The organism is Psychromonas ingrahamii 37, from assembly GCF_000015285.1.
GTDB classification, from domain to species: Bacteria; Pseudomonadota; Gammaproteobacteria; order Enterobacterales; family Psychromonadaceae; genus Psychromonas; species Psychromonas ingrahamii.
In genome coordinates this window covers 3634027-3650861 of sequence record NC_008709.1, presented here as the reverse complement: position 1 = coordinate 3650861, position 16835 = coordinate 3634027, and the positions used below count along the sequence as shown (strand labels likewise).

The window sequence follows — 16835 nt, the reverse complement described above, 5'->3', positions numbered from 1 at the left end:
CTAAAGGATCATAAATGAATAAAGCTGATTTACTTAATGCATTTCAGGCGCAATTAAACTTAATCCTTGCCCCGAAAATAAGCTTTGATCAAAATTTTCATATCGCGCTTAGCGGGGGATTGGATTCAGTGGTGCTATTGCATCTATTTACACGATTGCGCGCATTTGATAAAAAATATTCTCTTTGTGCCCACCATATAAACCATGGTTTAAGTGATAATGCTGCCCATTGGCAACTGTTTTGCGAAAATTTATGTGCTTCATTAGCGGTTGATTTTTGCTGCTCGCCGGTGATTTTAGAGAAAAAAAATCGTACTAGCCTGGAAGCCCTGGCAAGGGAAAAGCGCTATGCTTGTTTAACCGGAAACCTGCTCGATAATAGCTATTTAATCACCGCCCATCATCAGGATGATCAACTGGAAACTGTTTTGCTTGCTTTAAAACGCGGCTCGGGCAGTACAGGTTTACAAGGCATTCAAAAAATGCAAAAACTGCAAAAAGGGCATTTAATTCGGCCTTTATTAAACTTTTCGCGTCAGCAGTTAGCGGCCTATGCAGAGCTTTTTCAGTTAGATTGGGTCGAGGATGAAAGTAATCAGGATCAGGATTTTGATCGTAATTTTATTCGCCAGACTATTACGCCCTTATTAAAAGAACGCTGGCCGGGCATGGGCAAAGCCGTAGCGCGTAGCGCTAATATTTGTCAGGAACAGCAGCAGCTCTTAGATGAAATTGCACTGGCAGATTTTAATCAACTGGTTGAATTTTCACTCAATCAACAAGTATTACCCATTGAAGACTTAGCGGCACTCAGCATTGGCCGGCGCAATAATCTATTACGCTTTTGGTTTAAAAAAAACCAACTAGACTACCCATCGGCAAAACAATTACAGGCACTTTGGACTGATGTCGCGTTAGCCATTATTGACGCACAACCCTTGCTGCAATTTAAAGGTTACTCAGTTCGCCGCTACCGTAACTATCTTTATCTGGTTAATGATAATAAGCTCGCCGCCAGTATTGCCCAGAAAATTGAGTGGCAGGGGCAGGATAAAATTGTTTTACAGGGTGGATTAGTTGAATTGTCCTTTAGTATTGAGGAAGACGCTAAGGCCGCGGGAAATTTACTTAACTTGGATGGTAATGCAAAAGTTGAAATCTGTTTCCGCTGCCAACTACCGGCCAATTTAGCCTGCCAGCCCTTGGGGAGAAAGGGTTCCCGCAGTATCAAAAAACTTCTGCACGAATACCATGTTGCTCCCTGGTTACGCGATTTAGTGCCCTTTATTCTGCTCGATGGCAAGCTTAAAATGGCGGTCGGATTATGGTCTTGCCAGTCTGAAAAAACAGCCGGCAAGCCACGTTATTTAAACTGTCAGCTGAAGGCTATCGGCTGACAGCTTTCAGATCGAAGCCCTCAAGCCTTAAAGCACGCAGCTCGAAACTCGAAGCTCGCAGCTATCTGTTCTTCAAATAAGGTGCCAGTTGTTTAGCCATATATTGTGCTATCCAGGGTTGAGCTTCTGCGGTCGGGTGCAAGCCGTCATTCATCATCCATTGTGGCTTGACTATTACCTGTTCCAGAAAAAACGGGATTAACGGCGTATTGTATTTTTCACTTAATTGTGGGTAAAGTGAACTAAATGCTTCGCTGTAACGTTTACCGTAGTTAGGCGGAACTTGGATTTGCATCAAGATGGGAGAGCCATTTTGAGCTTTAATTAAGTTAATCATCTTTTTAAGATTCCCCATCACCAATGCGGGGGGGAAACCACGTAAGCCATCATTTGCACCCAGTTCAATTAATACGGAGCTGGGTTGATGTAACGACAGTAATTCAGGCAAGCGGGCTAAGGCATTATCTGTTGTATCGCCAGAAATACTTGCATTAACAACCGTGGTTGATTTATCCAGTGCCTGCAATTCTGCACTTAACAAAGAAGGCCAACTCTGCTCGATGGACATATTATAACCGGCACTTAAACTGTCACCCAGAATAAGCAGTGTTTGACCGTTAGCTGCTGCACAAAAAAGCAGAGCAAAATAAAAGGAAAGTATTTTTGTCATGTCATTATCCATTATAAAAGCAATATCAGTGAGTAAATCCGTTATTTCCAATGGAAACGAATTATCTATTCTAAAAGATATCACATTTGACGTCGTTGCGGGTGAGACTGTTGCCATTGTTGGCACCTCCGGGGCGGGTAAATCCACCTTAATGGCTTTGTTGGCGGGATTAGATATTGCCAGCTCAGGTGAAATTGAATTACTGGATCAACCTTTATCACAATTGAATGATGAGCAACGAGCGCAAATTCGCAGCGAATCAATCGGCTTTGTTTTTCAGAGCTTTTTGCTAATACCATCGTTATCTGCGTTAGAAAATGTGACCTTACCGGCTATTTTACGTGGGGAAGGGGAAGATATAGAGAAAGCTAAACAGCTACTTGAATCGGTTGGACTGACGGGGCGTGAAACGCATTTGCCTGACCAGTTATCCGGTGGCGAGCAGCAACGAGTCGCATTAGCCAGGGCTTTTATGACCCAGCCAAAAATCCTCTTTGCCGATGAGCCAACCGGCAATTTAGATGAGCATACGGCAGAAAATATTATTGAACTTTTATTTGAAATGAATCGGGATCATGGCACGACGTTAGTATTAATAACCCATGACACTAATTTAGCCAAACGCTGCGATCGTACGCTCTCTATTCACGCCGGCCAGTTGCAGGAGGTCTAAATGGACAAGCGTAAAATGGCTTCCGGGCGGAAGATGGTAATACGTTGGAGTTGGCGTGAGATCTGGCAAGGGCAATTGTGGCCGGTCATGGCTGCGCTTACCTTGATTATTGCTTGTGTTGTGGCGCTATCAGCATTAGCTATTCGCGTTGAAAAAGTGATGACAGATCATGGCCGTTCAATGATCGCAGCTGATTTGGTTTTCTCTTCAGCGAACCCGACACCTGAATTAATATTGACTAAGGCTGAACAACTCGGCTTAACAACGTCAGATCAAACCCGTTTTCAAACCATGGCATTTAGCGGCAGTAAGATGCAGTTAGTGAGCGTTAAAGCGGTGCAAAGCAGTTATCCGCTGCGCGGTGAGTTAATTTTAATCGGCTCGGGTGACGCGTCGAAAGGGTCTTTGCAACCGGGAGAGTTATGGATTGCTGAACGTTTGTTTTCTTTATTAGGGGTTAAAATTGGTGATCAGCTTGATATTGGCGATTTAAAATTAAAGGTCTCCGGGAAAATAGCGTCGGAGCCTGAACTGACCTATAACCCTTTTCGAACTATGCCCAGTGTGTTTATCCATCAATCTGATCTGGATAAAACGGGCGCGGTACAAGTAGGCAGCCGAGTACGATACCGGACTTTTTTTAAGGGCGGTGACAGTGAACTTAAGCTGCTGCAGAAAGTTTACCCGGTACAAGCGGGTGAACGCTGGATAAGTGAAGGCAATCAGGGGCGAACAGCCGATTTAATCATAAAAGCCAAACAATACCTGTCGCTGACTATTTTGATGGTGATCTTAATGGCAGCGGTCACCCTTGTGCTGACCTGCCAGCATTACGCCGATAGTCGGACCAATACGGTGGCGATGTTAAAAAGTATGGGCGCCGGTAGACGCTGGTTGCGTCAATGGTTATTAAGCCAAGTTGGTTTAATGTTTGCAGCGGCTATTATTTTAGGTTCACTAATTGGCCTGGGTCTGGAGGCCCTGCTGCGTTTACCTTTGACAGGCATTTTACCGGATCAATTACCAAGCTATGGTTGGCAGCCTTTTGTTTTTGGCAGCGCGGTGGCATTGTTGATTGGTTTGCCTGCATTAGGAATACCGCTAATAAGGTTATTGGACACATCGGCTATTGCAGTATTACAGGCTCAGGCTGTAAAACCCTCTAAAAAGGGATTGTGGTTAATCGCTGTGCCTGCTATTGCATTTTTACTTATGTATGGCGCGAATACCTTAGTATGGATGGTATTTGGCGGATTAATTATGCTCTTTGTGGTGCTTGCGAGTGCCAGTTATGTTTTATTGCATCTTCTCAGTAAAGCCAAGTGGGGGCCAGCTATGTCCCTTGCCTTAAGCCGTATTAAACGTTCTGCAAAAAGCAGTCTGATGCAGCTTGCCGCATTGTCGGGATCACTTATGCTGGTGGCGGTAATTTGGCTGGTAAGAACAGATTTATTAGGTGATTGGCAGCAGACCTTACCGGCCGATGCGCCAAATGTCTTTGCCATCAATATTGCCCCAACCGACCAACAAGCCTATTTAAAAAAGTTAGATGATAATGATATTCCAAGATCTTCAGCTTATCCTATTATTCGCGGCCGCCTGACGGAAGTTAACGGTAAAGATGCAAAACAATATGAAGATAATGCCAATGACCATATTAACGCATTACATCGGGAATTAAACTTTACCTGGGTAACTGAGCTCCCTAAGGATAATCCAGTAGTTGCAGGGAAGTGGACAGATCAAGGAGGAGTTTCTATCGAGCAAAGCTTAGCGGCAGATTTAGGGATTAAAGTTGGAGATAAATTAGGATTTATGGTTAATGGCCAACCCTTCAGCGTACCGGTAAATTCAATTCGTGAAGTGCAATGGCAAAGTATGAAGCCAAACTTTTACCTTATTTTTACCCCCGATATTGTTGAAGGTCTACCTGCTACCTGGTTAGTCAGTTTTCGTATTAACGATCAGCAGCTCCCTTTCCTGAATCAGCTTGGACGCGATTACCAAACGGTCAGTTTATTAGATTTACGCAGCATGGGCGGCAAACTGCAAGCTATTTTAGGGCAAATCACCTGGTCACTAACGGTGCTTGCGGGTGTTGGCGTGCTCAGCGGACTATTATTAATTTTTACTTTATTACGTTTAAGTTTGAATCAGCGGCAACGTGAAATTACATTATATCGAACATTAGGGGCAAGCAGGAAAAGAATCAGCCAAACCCTCTGGAGTGAATATGGGATAATGGCCATTGCGGCAGGTTTTGTGGCCGTCGCCGGGGCTGAGTCAATCGTTTTTAGTTTGCTAAAATGGGGGTTTAAGTTAGAGCCGAGCTTACATCCTTTAATGTGGTTTACTTTGCCATTTTTAGCGCTGTTAGTGGTTTTTGCCAGCTTGATGAGTGTGATTAAGGGCTTGTTAAAACCCTTAAAGTAAAAATTAAACCATTAATAGCAGGCATTGTACTGCTATTAATGCCTTTTGGAGACTAAGCACAGGCATTACCCGTACTATACCCGCACCCTATTAAAGTTCTTTTAAATCTAAATGGAACTCACTTTATAACAATTTACTTTATAAGAAAAAATTATTAACAATAAACTTTTCTTAGGGATATTATTAAGCTGTTTTATGACTTGATTAGCTATACTTGGTGAATAAATTTTAATTTGCTTTATATGCCGGTTGAATTCAGAGGGAGCTAGCGGAAAAAGTGCTTAATGATCTGTTATTATTACTCTTTTTTGCAATTGTCAGCGTACTTATCTTTAAACGCCTGAGATTGTCGAATATTGTCGCCTACCTCTTTACCGGATTTGTGCTGGGTCCCTCGCTGTTTAATCTTCTTAACTCTTATCATGAAATAGAGCTGGTTGCCGAGTTTGGTATCGTTTTTTTAATGTTTTCACTCGGATTGGAGTTTTCATTAAACAAATTGATTAAAATGAGTCGGGCTGTTTTTGGCATTGGGGCACTGCAGGTATGTGCTTCATTTTTTCTGTTCTATTGGTTATGCCAATTATTTGATCTGAACTGGCAGCAGGCATTTACCGTTGCTGCGGTCTTAACCATGTCGTCAACGGCCATTATTGTTAAAGTATTAAGCGATCAGCAGAGGTTACAATCAAGAATTGGTCGACTGGCAATCTCCATTCTTCTTTTTCAAGATCTTGCCGTGGTCCCCTTCTTAATTATTATTCCTATTATTGCAATGCCGGGGCTTGAAGGCGATATCGTGACCGCTTTGTTGCTTGCCTTTGTAAAAGGGGCGTTAGCTGTCGCTGTTATCTTATCCGTTGGGCGCTGGTTACTGCCAATGTTTTTTGATGAAATGGCGAGTATGCGTTTTGATGAGATTTTTATTCTATCAACGCTGTTTGTCACTATCTTAGCCGCCTGGTTTACGCAATTATTGGGTCTATCTATGGCATTAGGGGCTTTTTTGGCGGGTATGATGCTTAGCGAAAGTCATTACCGCCATCAACTTTTGGCCGATATTAGGCCATTTAAAGATATTTTGATGGCCATTTTTTTTATCTCAATTGGTACGCTTTTACAGTATCAGGTGTTACTCGATGATTTTGGCATATTAATTTTAATCGTAATAGGTGTGATGCTGGCAAAAATCTTAACCATCACCTTAGCGGCCGTTATTATGCAAGAGAAATTATCAACAGCGCTGGGAACCGGTATTGCTTTAGCACAAATGGGTGAGTTTGGTTTTATATTGGTCGCATTGGCAAGTAAATATAAATTATTAGACGCGCAGTTATCCTCTCTGATTATTGCAACAGGAGTAATTAGCATGACGCTGACGCCCTTATTGGTAAAATACAGCAGTTATATCTCACGCGAATTATTACACCATTCGGCCAACGCTTTTCGTTTTCAAAAAACTTTGCCCGGGCAATTTACAAAACATACCATTATTTGTGGTTATGGACGTGTCGGGCAAATTGTTTCACGGTTTTTAAAAAATGAATCGCTGCCCTTTATTGTTTTGGACAGAGATCCTATGCGGGTTAAAGAAGCTAGGGAAGGAGGGGAACTCATTGAGTTTGGCGATGCGAGCCGCAGGGAAATATTGTTACTTGCCGGTATTGAAAAAGCCAATTTATTAATTATCACTTTTGATGACCTGCGGCGTTCAATGGCTTTATTAGGGCTGATTAGGGTGCTAAATCCAAGCCTGAAAGTGCTAGTGCGCACCAAGGATGATAAGGGTCTGGATCTGTTAAAAGAGGCGGGTGCTACCGAGGTTATCCCCGAGGTATTAGAGGGCAGTTTGATGTTGGTTGCCCATGTTTTGTTTTTATCGGGCGTACCAAGTAGGCGAATTTTGCAGCGTTTAGAGAGTGAACGCAACATTAAGTACCAACATCTGCATGGTTTTTATTATGGACAAAATAGCCGAAGTGAAAAAAATGCATGGCATATAGAACAGTTACATGCGGTAACTTTAACTGAAGAGGCTGAGGTAGTGGGCAGTTGTGTGCAGGAATTTCACCTTGCCGGCGTTATAATAAAATCTCTGCATCGGGAAAATGGAGCAGAGGTGCTCATTTCAGAAAAAGTACTTTTTGAACCGGGTGATCTGGTTTTGCTGCAGGGCGATAAAGACAGGTTACAACTTGCTGAGAAAATTTTGCTTGGAAAGTGTTACTATGTTCCTGTTTAAATCCTAATAATTTCGATGTATCTTTAAGTGGTTGGGGAAGAACTGCTTAAGCAGGTAAAAATTGTGCCAGCTAAAAAAAGTGAGGCGCAGGAAGAGTATTATTATGACTCTTTTTTATCAGCGCTCATTTTCAGTAACATTTATCCCTGATTTTACTTTATTCCTAATCTAACGCCATTTTCAAAACGAGTGTTCTATGTCTGAAAATTTATCTGAAACGCTGTTTGTACATAAATCTAATGTACAAGAAACATCAACTATTGTTGCTAACTCTGCAACGAAAAAAAACCATAAACAAAATAATGTTGTTATGGAGGGAGAAGAAAAACCGGGTTGGTATCGTTTATTAAAGTTTATGCTGTGGTCTTGGCAAGGTTTAGACCTTATTGAGTGTTCCGAGGTGCTCGCCCGTATTGCTGTGTCAACACATCCCCGCAGTGATCAAGAGTTATTAGATAGCGTAATAGGTTTTCATTCGGGAAATTGGAGCTATGAGTGGACGCAGAAAGCTATGTTTTATTACAAACAAGGTAAAGCATATGCTCAGCAGGGTGAGCCTGAAAAGGCCAAAAAAGCGTATTATTTAGCGTCACAATTTTATAGTGTTGCCAGTTACCCACACTTAAAAGGAGATGAATTAAGCCTCCAGGCTCAAGCGTTAGCATTTAATAATTATAAAGAGTCAGCAAAATATAATCATAATATGATTTTAAAAGAGATTAAAGTGCCATTCCAAGGTAAAGAGGTCACTTGTTATTTGCATCTTCCAAATGATGAAACGATTCATCCTGTGGTGATTATTAGTGGTGGACTCGATACCCTGCAGTGTGAATTATTACCCCTGTTTGAAAAGGAGCTTGCCCCGGCAGGCATTGCGATGCTAACCGTCGACTTACCCGGCATTGGTTTTGCCTCGCATGTCAAACTGGATCAAAACTCATCCAATTTACATCAGGCCATTTGCCATTTTTTAAAAGGAGTACCTTGGGTTGATCATGATCGTATTGCGTTGATGGGAATGCGCTTTGGCGGTAATGTGGCTGCTCGTTTAGCCTTTTTAGAGCCTAACTGTGTTAAATCTGTTGTCTGTGTAGGTGCTGCTGTGGGCAGTATCTTTGATAATTTAGATAATTTTAAAAAATTACCGCCGATGCTATTAGATTGCATTGCATCACGTATGCAGATTAATAATTCCAGCGTTGAGATGTTGTATAAGTTTTGTGTGCCCCTTTCACTTATTAAACAGGGATTGCTTGCTCGGACGCGCATCAAAACCCCTTTATTAAGTATTGGGCACAAAGATGATTTAATTTGCAACGAGCAAGATTTAAAGTTGATTGCCCGTGCCAGTCGTGAAGGAGAATCACATATTATTGATAAACCTCCCATATTTGAATCATATTTAAAATCTTTAAGTTATTCTGCTGAATGGTTAACAATACATCTTGCTGAGTAGGTGTATGGTAGTAAAATATTTATCAAAAAAAAGGATATTATTATGACCATGGACGTAAAAAAATCACCATCCCACGGACGAATCACCAAATTACTCACTGATTTGGGGCCTTATTTTCGTCGCCTGAATTCAACGGAATCATCCTATTTTTTTGATTGTTTAGAAATCTGTGTGGATGATCAAAAAGAGCCAGAAGAAAGGGAGTTTTTAGGCTGGTGGATGATTGTTAAAAAACAGGAGGATAGTTTTGAATATGAACGCTTTAACGGCCGTTATAACCTGCCGGGAAATTGGGTAGATGAAACTATTTATAAAAAAAATCAGCAACAACTTGATAACTCTTTTGAGTTGTTTTTAGCGCGATTAGAAACATTACTTGAAGTTGAAACTGAATTACCGTTAAATCTGCGGGAAGTGGTCTGCAGCGAAGTATAAAACAGAGTCATAAGATCAGCGCTATTGAAAACGCAGATTTACTATATTAAATTGAATAATGTTATAGTCACAAACAGTAACGAGTCGCTTGTTGCTGTTTTTTTGGTTAATGAACTTCTTGATAAACGAAACCAGCATGAAAACCAGTAAAAAAACCATTGTCGTAAAATTAGGAACAAGTGTGCTGACCAGCGGCACGACAAAGTTAGATCGCGCACAGATGGTTGAAATTGTACGTCAATGTGCGCTATTGCACCATCAGGGTCATCATATTATTGTGGTAACCTCGGGCGCTATTGCTGCTGGTAAAGAGCATTTAGGGTTGCATAATATTGAGCCTACGATAGCAAATAAACAGATGCTTGCGGCAGTTGGGCAGGGGCAATTAGTGCGTGAGTGGGAAAATCTGTTCAAAATATACGGGTTACATGTTGGACAAATGTTATTAACCCGTGCTGATTTAGATGATCGCCTGCGTTTTTTGAATGCGCGAGATACGATAAAAACACTGTTAAAATACCGAATTATTCCTTTAGTTAATGAAAATGATGCAGTCGCTACCAGTGAAATTAAAGTGGGTGATAATGATAATCTGTCGGCATTAGTGGCTTTATTAGCCGATGCTGATCAGTTACTATTATTGACCGATCAACTGGGTCTGTTTACCGGTGATCCGCGTAATAACCCCGATGCGCAGCTAATCCCCGAAATCCAAAAAATCACTCAGGAAATTCACGAGCTGGCAAGTGGCAGTATAAGCGGCCTGGGTACGGGAGGCATGGCGACGAAAATTGAATCAGCAATGATTGCCAATAGAGCGGGCATTGAAGTGGTCATAGCATCGGGTCATAAAAAAGATGTGATTATCAAGGCCGCTAATAATCAGTCGGTAGGAACGCGTTTCAGCTCCGAAAATACCCGTTTAGAAGCGCGTAAAAACTGGATTTTTGCCGCGTCGCGCAGCAGTGGTAAAATTATTGTTGATGCGGGGGCGGAGAAAGCCATTGTACATAACGGCAGCAGTTTGTTAGCAAAAGGCATTGTAGCAACAACGGAAAATTTTTCGCGCGGTTATGTTGTTAGTATCGTTAATCAGGCCGGCCAAGAGTTAGCCCGAGGGCTGGTACGTTATAAAAAAGTCGATATAGAAAAAATAAAAGGGTTACACTCAGAACAAATTGAAGCAGTATTAGGTTTTGAACATGGTAGAGTCGTTATACATCGAGATGATTTAGTACTCTTATAAACGATAATTAATACTTAATTAAGGAAAAGTTCATGGATTTACAATCATTAGGTAAATTAGCAAAAGAAGCAAGTTATGAACTTGCAATTACTGGCAGCGAAAAAAAGAATGCCGCATTAGAAGCGATTGCTTTAGCGTTAGAGGCTAATCAGGATAAGATTGTTTCAGCCAATAAGGAAGATATTCAAGCGGGTAAAGAAGCCGGATTAACGGAAGCGTTATTAGACCGTCTGTTGCTTGATGAAACGCGTTTAGCTGGCGTTGTTAGTGATGTGCGCAGTGTGATTAAATTAGACGATCCTGTCGGTGAAGAGTTTGATGGTAAGCTCCTTGAAAATGGCTTGAAACTCAGTAAACGTCGCGTGCCAATTGGTGTGATTGGCGTGATTTATGAAGCTCGCCCAAATGTGACTATTGATATCGCGGTATTGAGTTTGAAAACCGGTAATGCGTGTATTTTACGTGGTGGTAAAGAGACTATTCGCTCTAATATCGTCTTAGTAGAAGTGATTCAAGCGGCTTTAAAATCCGTTGGTTTACCAGAAACCTCAGTGCAGTATATTAAAAGTACGGACCGCGCTTTAGTGGGCGAGCTTTTAAAAATGGATGACTACGTGGATATGATTATTCCACGCGGTAATGCCGGACTGCAAAAATTCTGTAAAGAAAACAGTAATATCCCAGTGATCGTTGGCGGCATTGGTGTCTGTCATCTGTTTGCTGACAAAAGTGTCGATCAGGAAAAAGCCTTGGCTATTGTTGCCAATGCCAAAGTACAAAGACCGACAGTGTGTAATGCATTAGAGACGCTATTAGTGCATCAGGATATTGCTGAGGAATTTTTGCCTAAACTGCATGCTCACCTTGCCCCTATGGGCGTGACACTGATTGCAGAAGAAAAAGCAAAAGCTATTTTAGGTGACAAAGCAACCCTTGCGGAGGCAGGTGATTTCGATCGCGAATGGTTATGTTTAAATTTAGGGGTTAAAGTAGTTGCTGATTTCCATGAGGCTATTATGCATATTCGCACCCATAGCTCTGGTCATTCTGACGGTATTTTAACCAATGATTTTACCATTGCGAATAAGTTTATTAATGTCGTCAATTCTGCTGCTGTTTACATCAATGCGAGCACGCGCTTTACCGATGGCAGCCAATTCGGATTAGGGGCCGAAGTCGCTGTATCAACGCAAAAACTGCATGCACGCGGCCCGATGGGATTACAAGAACTGACCACTTACAAGTGGATTGGTATTGGCGAAAACTTAATCCGTCCTTAAATAACAGCCGTCAGTTTTCGGCTGTCGGCTGTCGGCTTTCAGCTCGAAGGCTCGAAGCTGGAAAGCTTTCAGCCTTATAGCTTTATAGCCTTTCAGCCTCTCGGCCTTACAGCTCGCCACCTAGCACTTGTGCTTCAAATTCTCCCTTATCTAAACGCACCTCTATTTTATCCCCAGGTTGCAGCATGGCCGTATCCGTGGTGATTTTCCCGTTCTTATCTTTTACAATCGCATAACCGCGTGCCAGCGTTGCCAGCGGGCTGACGGTATTGAGTCGACTGCTTTTATTTTGTAGTAAAGTCGTTTTCTGATTGAGTGTTACCTGCACAGCATGTTCTAAACGGTGCTGAAGTTGTTTCTGTTTTTGTTGTTCGACGGAAATAATGCCTTCTGGGCTATGTTGAAATAAACCACTTTGCAGTCTTTGCAGATCTCGTTTGGCTTGATTCATGGTTGCCTGAAAAGCATGCTGTAAGCGCAGGCTGAGTTCATCTAACTGTAAGGTCTGTTGCTGGAGCTTATGCTTCGGGTGGAGATTAAGTAATTTTTCTCTGATTAAAGCATGTTGATGTGATTTTAGCTGCAAGCGCGCCAGAATTGCCTGCTTCATGCGATTTGTTAAGGTATCTAATTGAGTTTGGTGAAAGGCTTTATTCTGACTAACAAGCTCAGCCGCTGCTGACGGGGTTGCCGCGCGAACATCGGCGACAAAATCTGCAATAGTGACATCAATTTCATGGCCAACGGCACTGATAATAGGCAACTGACTGTCATATATTGCATAAGCCACCAGCGCTTCATTAAAACACCATAAATCTTCCAGAGAACCACCGCCGCGACCGACAATTAATAAATCACATTCATGACGGGCATTGGCTAACTTAATTTGCGCAGCAACCGAGGCTGCACTGCTCGCACCCTGGACTAACGACGGATAGATAATTACCTTCAGGCGGGGATCGCGACGTTTTAAAATACTGAGAATATCATGCAGTGCAGCCCCCGTTGATGAGGTAATAATACCAATACATTTAATTAACTGCGGCAGGGGTTTTTTGTGACTTTCAGAAAATAAACCTTCAGCGGCCAATTTAAATTTTAATGCTTCAAATTGTTGTTTTAATAGACCATCACCTTCAGGTGCCATGCTTTCAATAATTAGCTGATAGTCACCGCGTGCCTCATAAAGGCTAAGTTTGGCGCGCACTAAAACCTGCTGGCCATGTTTAGGCGTAAAACCGCTACGCCGATTATTACCTTTAAACATGGCACAACGTACCTGTGCACTGTGATCTTTTAGGGTGAAGTACCAATGGCCGGAAACAGCAATGGTTAAATTAGAAATTTCGCCCGATAACCAAATAACGCCCAATCCCGTTTCCAGAAGGGCCTTTGCCGCGCGATTGAGTGAACTGACGCTATAAATATTTTTATTTTCAGAAATGTTCATGGTTTTTCGCTATGAGTTACCCGTAAAAATTAATTTAGATTCTAACAGTTAGGTGGAATGATAAAAAGAGTTGCCCTTAAGGTGATTTTTTAATTGTACTTAGCTCACAGAACGATTAAAATCCCAGCGCAATATGATACTCAGAAATTTGAGTATATTGAATAATCCTCCCAACTATAAGTGAGATATTGCAATGCTACGAATTGTCAAAGATGCATTAACATTTGATGATGTACTATTAGTACCCAGTCATTCGACTGTACTGCCAAATACTGCTGACCTAAGAACTAAACTAACGCCAAATATCTCATTAAATATTCCGGTGGTTTCAGCTGCCATGGATACTGTTACTGAATCTCGTTTTGCTATTGCTTTAGCACAAGAGGGCGGTATTGGTTTTATCCACAAAAACATGTCAATTGCATTACAAGCTGAAGAAGTCCGTTTGGTGAAAATTCATGAGAGTGGTGTGGTTGCAAGCCCAATTACGGTTTCTCCGAAGACAACACTTGAAGAAATTAAAGAGTTAACCGACAAACATGGCTTTGCAGGTTATCCTGTTGTTGAAGATTCAGGTGAATTGATTGGGATTATTACTGGCCGTGATGTTTTATTTGAAACCGATTTAAACAAACTGGTTTCTTCTGTTATGACGGGGAAAAAAGATCTGGTCACTGCTAAATCAAATACCCCGCGTGATGAAATTGAAAAATTAATGCATGCCCACCGCATCGAAAAAGTATTGTTAACCGATGATAACTTTAAATTGTGCGGCATGATAACAGTAAAAGATTTCCGTAAGGCGGAACAGAAACCTAATGCATGTAAAGATGAATTAGGCCGTTTACGCGTAGGCGCTGCAGTTGGTGCGGGTGCGGGTAATGAAGAACGCGTTGCGGCATTAGTTGCAGCGGGGGTCGATGTACTGTTAATTGACTCTTCACACGGTCACTCTCAAGGTGTTTTAGATCGTATTAAAGCCACCCGCCTGGCTTTTCCTGATTTAGATATTATTGGTGGTAATGTGGCCACGGGTGACGGCGCTTTAGCTTTGGTTGAAGCGGGTTGTAGCTCGGTTAAGGTTGGCATCGGCCCTGGTTCAATCTGCACAACACGTATTGTGACAGGTGTTGGTGTGCCGCAAATCACGGCTATTTCAGACGCAGTCGCAGCCCTTGAAGGTACGGGTGTGCCGGTTATCGCCGATGGTGGTATTCGTTTCTCCGGTGATATTGCCAAAGCATTAGCTGCTGGCGCGTCATGTGTGATGATGGGCAGTATGTTTGCCGGTACTGAAGAGTCTCCCGGTGAGATAATTTTATTCCAGGGACGTTCATACAAATCATATCGTGGTATGGGATCGGTAGCTGCCATGTCGCAGGGTTCATCGGATCGTTACTTCCAGTCAGATAATGCGGCGGACAAATTAGTACCTGAAGGTATTGAAGGGCGCGTTGCTTATAAAGGCAAAGTAAAAGAGATTATTCATCAGCAGATGGGCGGTGTACGTTCCTCTATGGGTCTAACCGGCTGTGCAACTATTCATGATATGAATACTAAAGCGATGTTTGTGAAGATCACCAGTGCAGGTATGGGTGAAAGCCACGTGCACGATGTGGCTATTACCAAAGAAGCGCCAAACTACCGCGCCGATGGTTAATCGCTGAGCAAGTTATTTACCGGTGCACTGCCTGCACGGGTAAATTATTATCAGTCACTGTCAATGGCAGAGAACTGAAAAATTATTACTAAGACGGTTTTTACCGTCTTTATTTTTTATAAAAAGGGATCATCCAATGGACAAAAACATTCATGAACAGCGAATTCTGATTTTAGATTTCGGTTCTCAGTACACCCAATTAATCGCGCGTCGCATTCGTGAAATAGGTGTTTACTGTGAACTTTGGAGCTGGGATGTTGATGAGCAGGATATTAAAGATTTTGCTCCTAACGGCATTATTTTAGCGGGTGGCCCTGAAAGTGTCACCGCTGAAGGTTCTCCTCGTGCACCTGAATATGTCTTTACTGCGGGGGTTCCTGTATTAGGTATCTGCTACGGTATGCAGACTATGTCCGAGCAACTCGGTGGATCGGTCATTAAAGGTGAAGGCGAAGGCGAATTTGGTTACGCACAGATTGAAGTCAAAGGGGCCTCTGAACTATTCAAACTGATTGAAGATGCGGTTGCACAAAATGGTAATGCTTTATTAGATGTTTGGATGAGTCATGGCGATAAAGTGTCCGCTATTCCGGCCGGTTTTACGACTATTGCTAATACTGCTACCTGTCAGTTTGCTGCTATTGCCAATGAAGAAAAACGTTTTTATGGTGTACAGTTTCATCCGGAAGTCACTCATACTCGCCAGGGTGAGCGTATGTTACGCCACTTTGTGATGGATATTTGTGGCTGTGAGACGCTTTGGACATCAAGTTCAATCATCGAAGATGCGGTTGCGCGCATGAAAGCGCAGATTGGTGATGATGAAGTTATTCTTGGTCTTTCCGGCGGTGTTGATTCCTCCGTTGTGGCAATGTTATTACAACGCGCTATTGGTGATAAACTTACCTGTGTCTTTGTTGATAACGGTTTACTGCGTTTAAATGAAGGCCAGCAGGTGATGGATATGTTTGGTGATCACTTCGGATTAAAAATCATTCATGTTAATGCAGAACACCGTTTCTTGGAGCAGATGGCTGGCGAAAGCGATCCTGAAGCGAAACGTAAAATCATTGGCCGTGTTTTTGTCGAAATTTTCGATGAAGAATCTAAAAAACTTAAAAATGCCAAATGGTTAGCGCAGGGTACTATCTACCCCGATGTAATCGAATCAGCAGGCTCTAAAACGGGTAAAGCACAGGTGATTAAATCTCACCATAATGTGGGCGGATTACCCGATGATATGGAAATGGGTCTGGTTGAACCACTGCGTGAATTGTTTAAAGATGAAGTACGTAAAATCGGCTTAGAGTTAGGTCTACCTTATGAGATGCTTTACCGTCATCCTTTCCCGGGGCCGGGTCTAGGCGTACGTGTGCTGGGTGAAGTGAAGAAAGAGTACTGCGATTTACTGCGCCGCGCCGATGCGATATTTATTGAAGAGTTACATAAAGCGGATCTTTACCATAAAGTCAGTCAAGCCTTTGTGGTCTTCCTGCCGGTACGCTCCGTGGGTGTAATGGGCGATTGTCGTAAATACGATTGGGTTGTGTCCCTGCGTTGTGTGGAAACAATCGACTTTATGACCGCGCGTTGGTCACATCTTCCTTATGATTTAATCGGTCATGTATCAAATCGTATCATCAATGAAATTGATGGTATTTCCCGTGTAGTGTACGATGTTTCAGGTAAACCGCCTGCAACCATCGAGTGGGAGTAGTTATTTAAGTATAACTCATTGATTTAATTATATTAATTACTTACACATTTGTTTCACACTTAAAATCAATCGTTGATTTAATTGAAGTTTTCTCATACAGTTACACAGAATGTTGCACAAACGTGTGACTACTGAAAATAATAGTAACTCTGCGAGCAAACTTGGCACTTAAAAAA

General features: G+C 42.2%; 12 protein-coding genes. 10 read left to right on the top strand and 2 right to left on the bottom strand.

The window, feature by feature from the left end:
- The first annotated feature begins 14 nt into the window (after window positions 1–14).
- Window positions 15–1397 carry a tRNA lysidine(34) synthetase TilS gene (gene tilS, locus PING_RS15250; protein ID WP_011771216.1) on the top strand — a complete coding sequence of 461 codons (1383 nt, stop codon included), beginning with the start codon at window positions 15–17 and terminating at the stop codon, window positions 1395–1397.
- Window positions 1398–1458: 61 nt separating this feature from the next.
- Here the strand turns inward: tilS and tesA are convergent, their stop codons facing one another.
- Window positions 1459–2067 (bottom strand): multifunctional acyl-CoA thioesterase I/protease I/lysophospholipase L1, encoded by a 609-nt coding sequence (gene tesA / locus PING_RS15245; RefSeq protein ID WP_011771215.1) that lies wholly within the window; start codon window positions 2065–2067, stop codon window positions 1459–1461.
- Here tesA and PING_RS15240 point away from each other — a divergent pair.
- The 7 genes from PING_RS15240 (at window position 2066) to PING_RS15210 (ending at window position 11832) form a co-directional block, all read left to right on the top strand.
- Window positions 2066–2740, top strand: coding sequence for an ABC transporter ATP-binding protein (locus tag PING_RS15240; RefSeq protein ID WP_011771214.1), 675 nt, complete (start codon window positions 2066–2068; stop codon window positions 2738–2740). The two genes, tesA and PING_RS15240, sit on opposite strands and share 2 nt — an antisense overlap.
- The gene (locus PING_RS15235) at window positions 2741–5173 is read left to right on the top strand and encodes an ABC transporter permease (protein WP_011771213.1); all 2433 of its coding nucleotides are present in this window, start codon (window positions 2741–2743) and stop codon (window positions 5171–5173) included.
- Between the two features lie 277 nt (window positions 5174–5450).
- The gene (locus PING_RS15230) at window positions 5451–7415 is read left to right on the top strand and encodes a monovalent cation:proton antiporter family protein (protein ID WP_011771212.1); all 1965 of its coding nucleotides are present in this window, start codon (window positions 5451–5453) and stop codon (window positions 7413–7415) included.
- Window positions 7416–7611: 196 nt separating this feature from the next.
- The gene (gene frsA / locus PING_RS15225; RefSeq protein ID WP_011771211.1) at window positions 7612–8871 is read left to right on the top strand and encodes an esterase FrsA; all 1260 of its coding nucleotides are present in this window, start codon (window positions 7612–7614) and stop codon (window positions 8869–8871) included.
- 42 nt (window positions 8872–8913) lie between these two features.
- On the top strand, window positions 8914–9306 hold the full coding sequence (crl, locus tag PING_RS15220) for a sigma factor-binding protein Crl (RefSeq protein WP_011771210.1): 393 nt from the start codon (window positions 8914–8916) through the stop codon (window positions 9304–9306).
- A 136-nt stretch (window positions 9307–9442) separates the two neighbouring features.
- Window positions 9443–10552, top strand: a complete 1110-nt coding sequence (gene proB / locus PING_RS15215) for a glutamate 5-kinase (RefSeq protein WP_041766568.1) — start codon at window positions 9443–9445, stop codon at window positions 10550–10552.
- A gap of 32 nt (window positions 10553–10584) precedes the next feature.
- Window positions 10585–11832, top strand: a complete 1248-nt coding sequence (locus PING_RS15210; RefSeq protein WP_011771208.1) for a glutamate-5-semialdehyde dehydrogenase — start codon at window positions 10585–10587, stop codon at window positions 11830–11832.
- 106 nt (window positions 11833–11938) lie between these two features.
- On the opposite strand, the gene xseA is transcribed toward PING_RS15210, so the two are convergent.
- Entirely contained in the window at window positions 11939–13282 is a 1344-nt protein-coding gene (gene xseA / locus PING_RS15205; RefSeq protein ID WP_011771207.1) for an exodeoxyribonuclease VII large subunit, read from the bottom strand.
- A 193-nt stretch (window positions 13283–13475) separates the two neighbouring features.
- Between xseA and guaB the strand changes: the two genes are divergently transcribed.
- Entirely contained in the window at window positions 13476–14942 is a 1467-nt protein-coding gene (gene guaB, locus PING_RS15200; protein WP_011771206.1) for an IMP dehydrogenase, read from the top strand.
- Between the two features lie 136 nt (window positions 14943–15078).
- Window positions 15079–16659 carry a glutamine-hydrolyzing GMP synthase gene (gene guaA / locus PING_RS15195; RefSeq protein ID WP_011771205.1) on the top strand — a complete coding sequence of 527 codons (1581 nt, stop codon included), beginning with the start codon at window positions 15079–15081 and terminating at the stop codon, window positions 16657–16659.
- Window positions 16660–16835 lie beyond the last annotated feature (176 nt).

Excerpts from the sequence above, each read along its gene's own strand:
- xseA (WP_011771207.1), bottom strand. The coding sequence starts at position 13,282 with ATGAACATTTCTGAAAATAAAAATATTTATAGCGTCAGTTCACTCAAT.
- proB (WP_041766568.1), top strand. The coding sequence starts at position 9,443 with ATGAAAACCAGTAAAAAAACCATTGTCGTAAAATTAGGAACAAGTGTG.
- crl (WP_011771210.1), top strand. The coding sequence starts at position 8,914 with ATGACCATGGACGTAAAAAAATCACCATCCCACGGACGAATCACCAAA.
- frsA (WP_011771211.1), top strand. The coding sequence starts at position 7,612 with ATGTCTGAAAATTTATCTGAAACGCTGTTTGTACATAAATCTAATGTA.
- PING_RS15240 (WP_011771214.1), top strand. The coding sequence starts at position 2,066 with ATGTCATTATCCATTATAAAAGCAATATCAGTGAGTAAATCCGTTATT.
- tilS (WP_011771216.1), top strand. The coding sequence starts at position 15 with ATGAATAAAGCTGATTTACTTAATGCATTTCAGGCGCAATTAAACTTA.
- guaA (WP_011771205.1), top strand. The coding sequence starts at position 15,079 with ATGGACAAAAACATTCATGAACAGCGAATTCTGATTTTAGATTTCGGT.
- PING_RS15210 (WP_011771208.1), top strand. The coding sequence starts at position 10,585 with ATGGATTTACAATCATTAGGTAAATTAGCAAAAGAAGCAAGTTATGAA.
- guaB (WP_011771206.1), top strand. The coding sequence starts at position 13,476 with ATGCTACGAATTGTCAAAGATGCATTAACATTTGATGATGTACTATTA.
- tesA (WP_011771215.1), bottom strand. The coding sequence starts at position 2,067 with ATGACAAAAATACTTTCCTTTTATTTTGCTCTGCTTTTTTGTGCAGCA.
- PING_RS15235 (WP_011771213.1), top strand. The coding sequence starts at position 2,741 with ATGGACAAGCGTAAAATGGCTTCCGGGCGGAAGATGGTAATACGTTGG.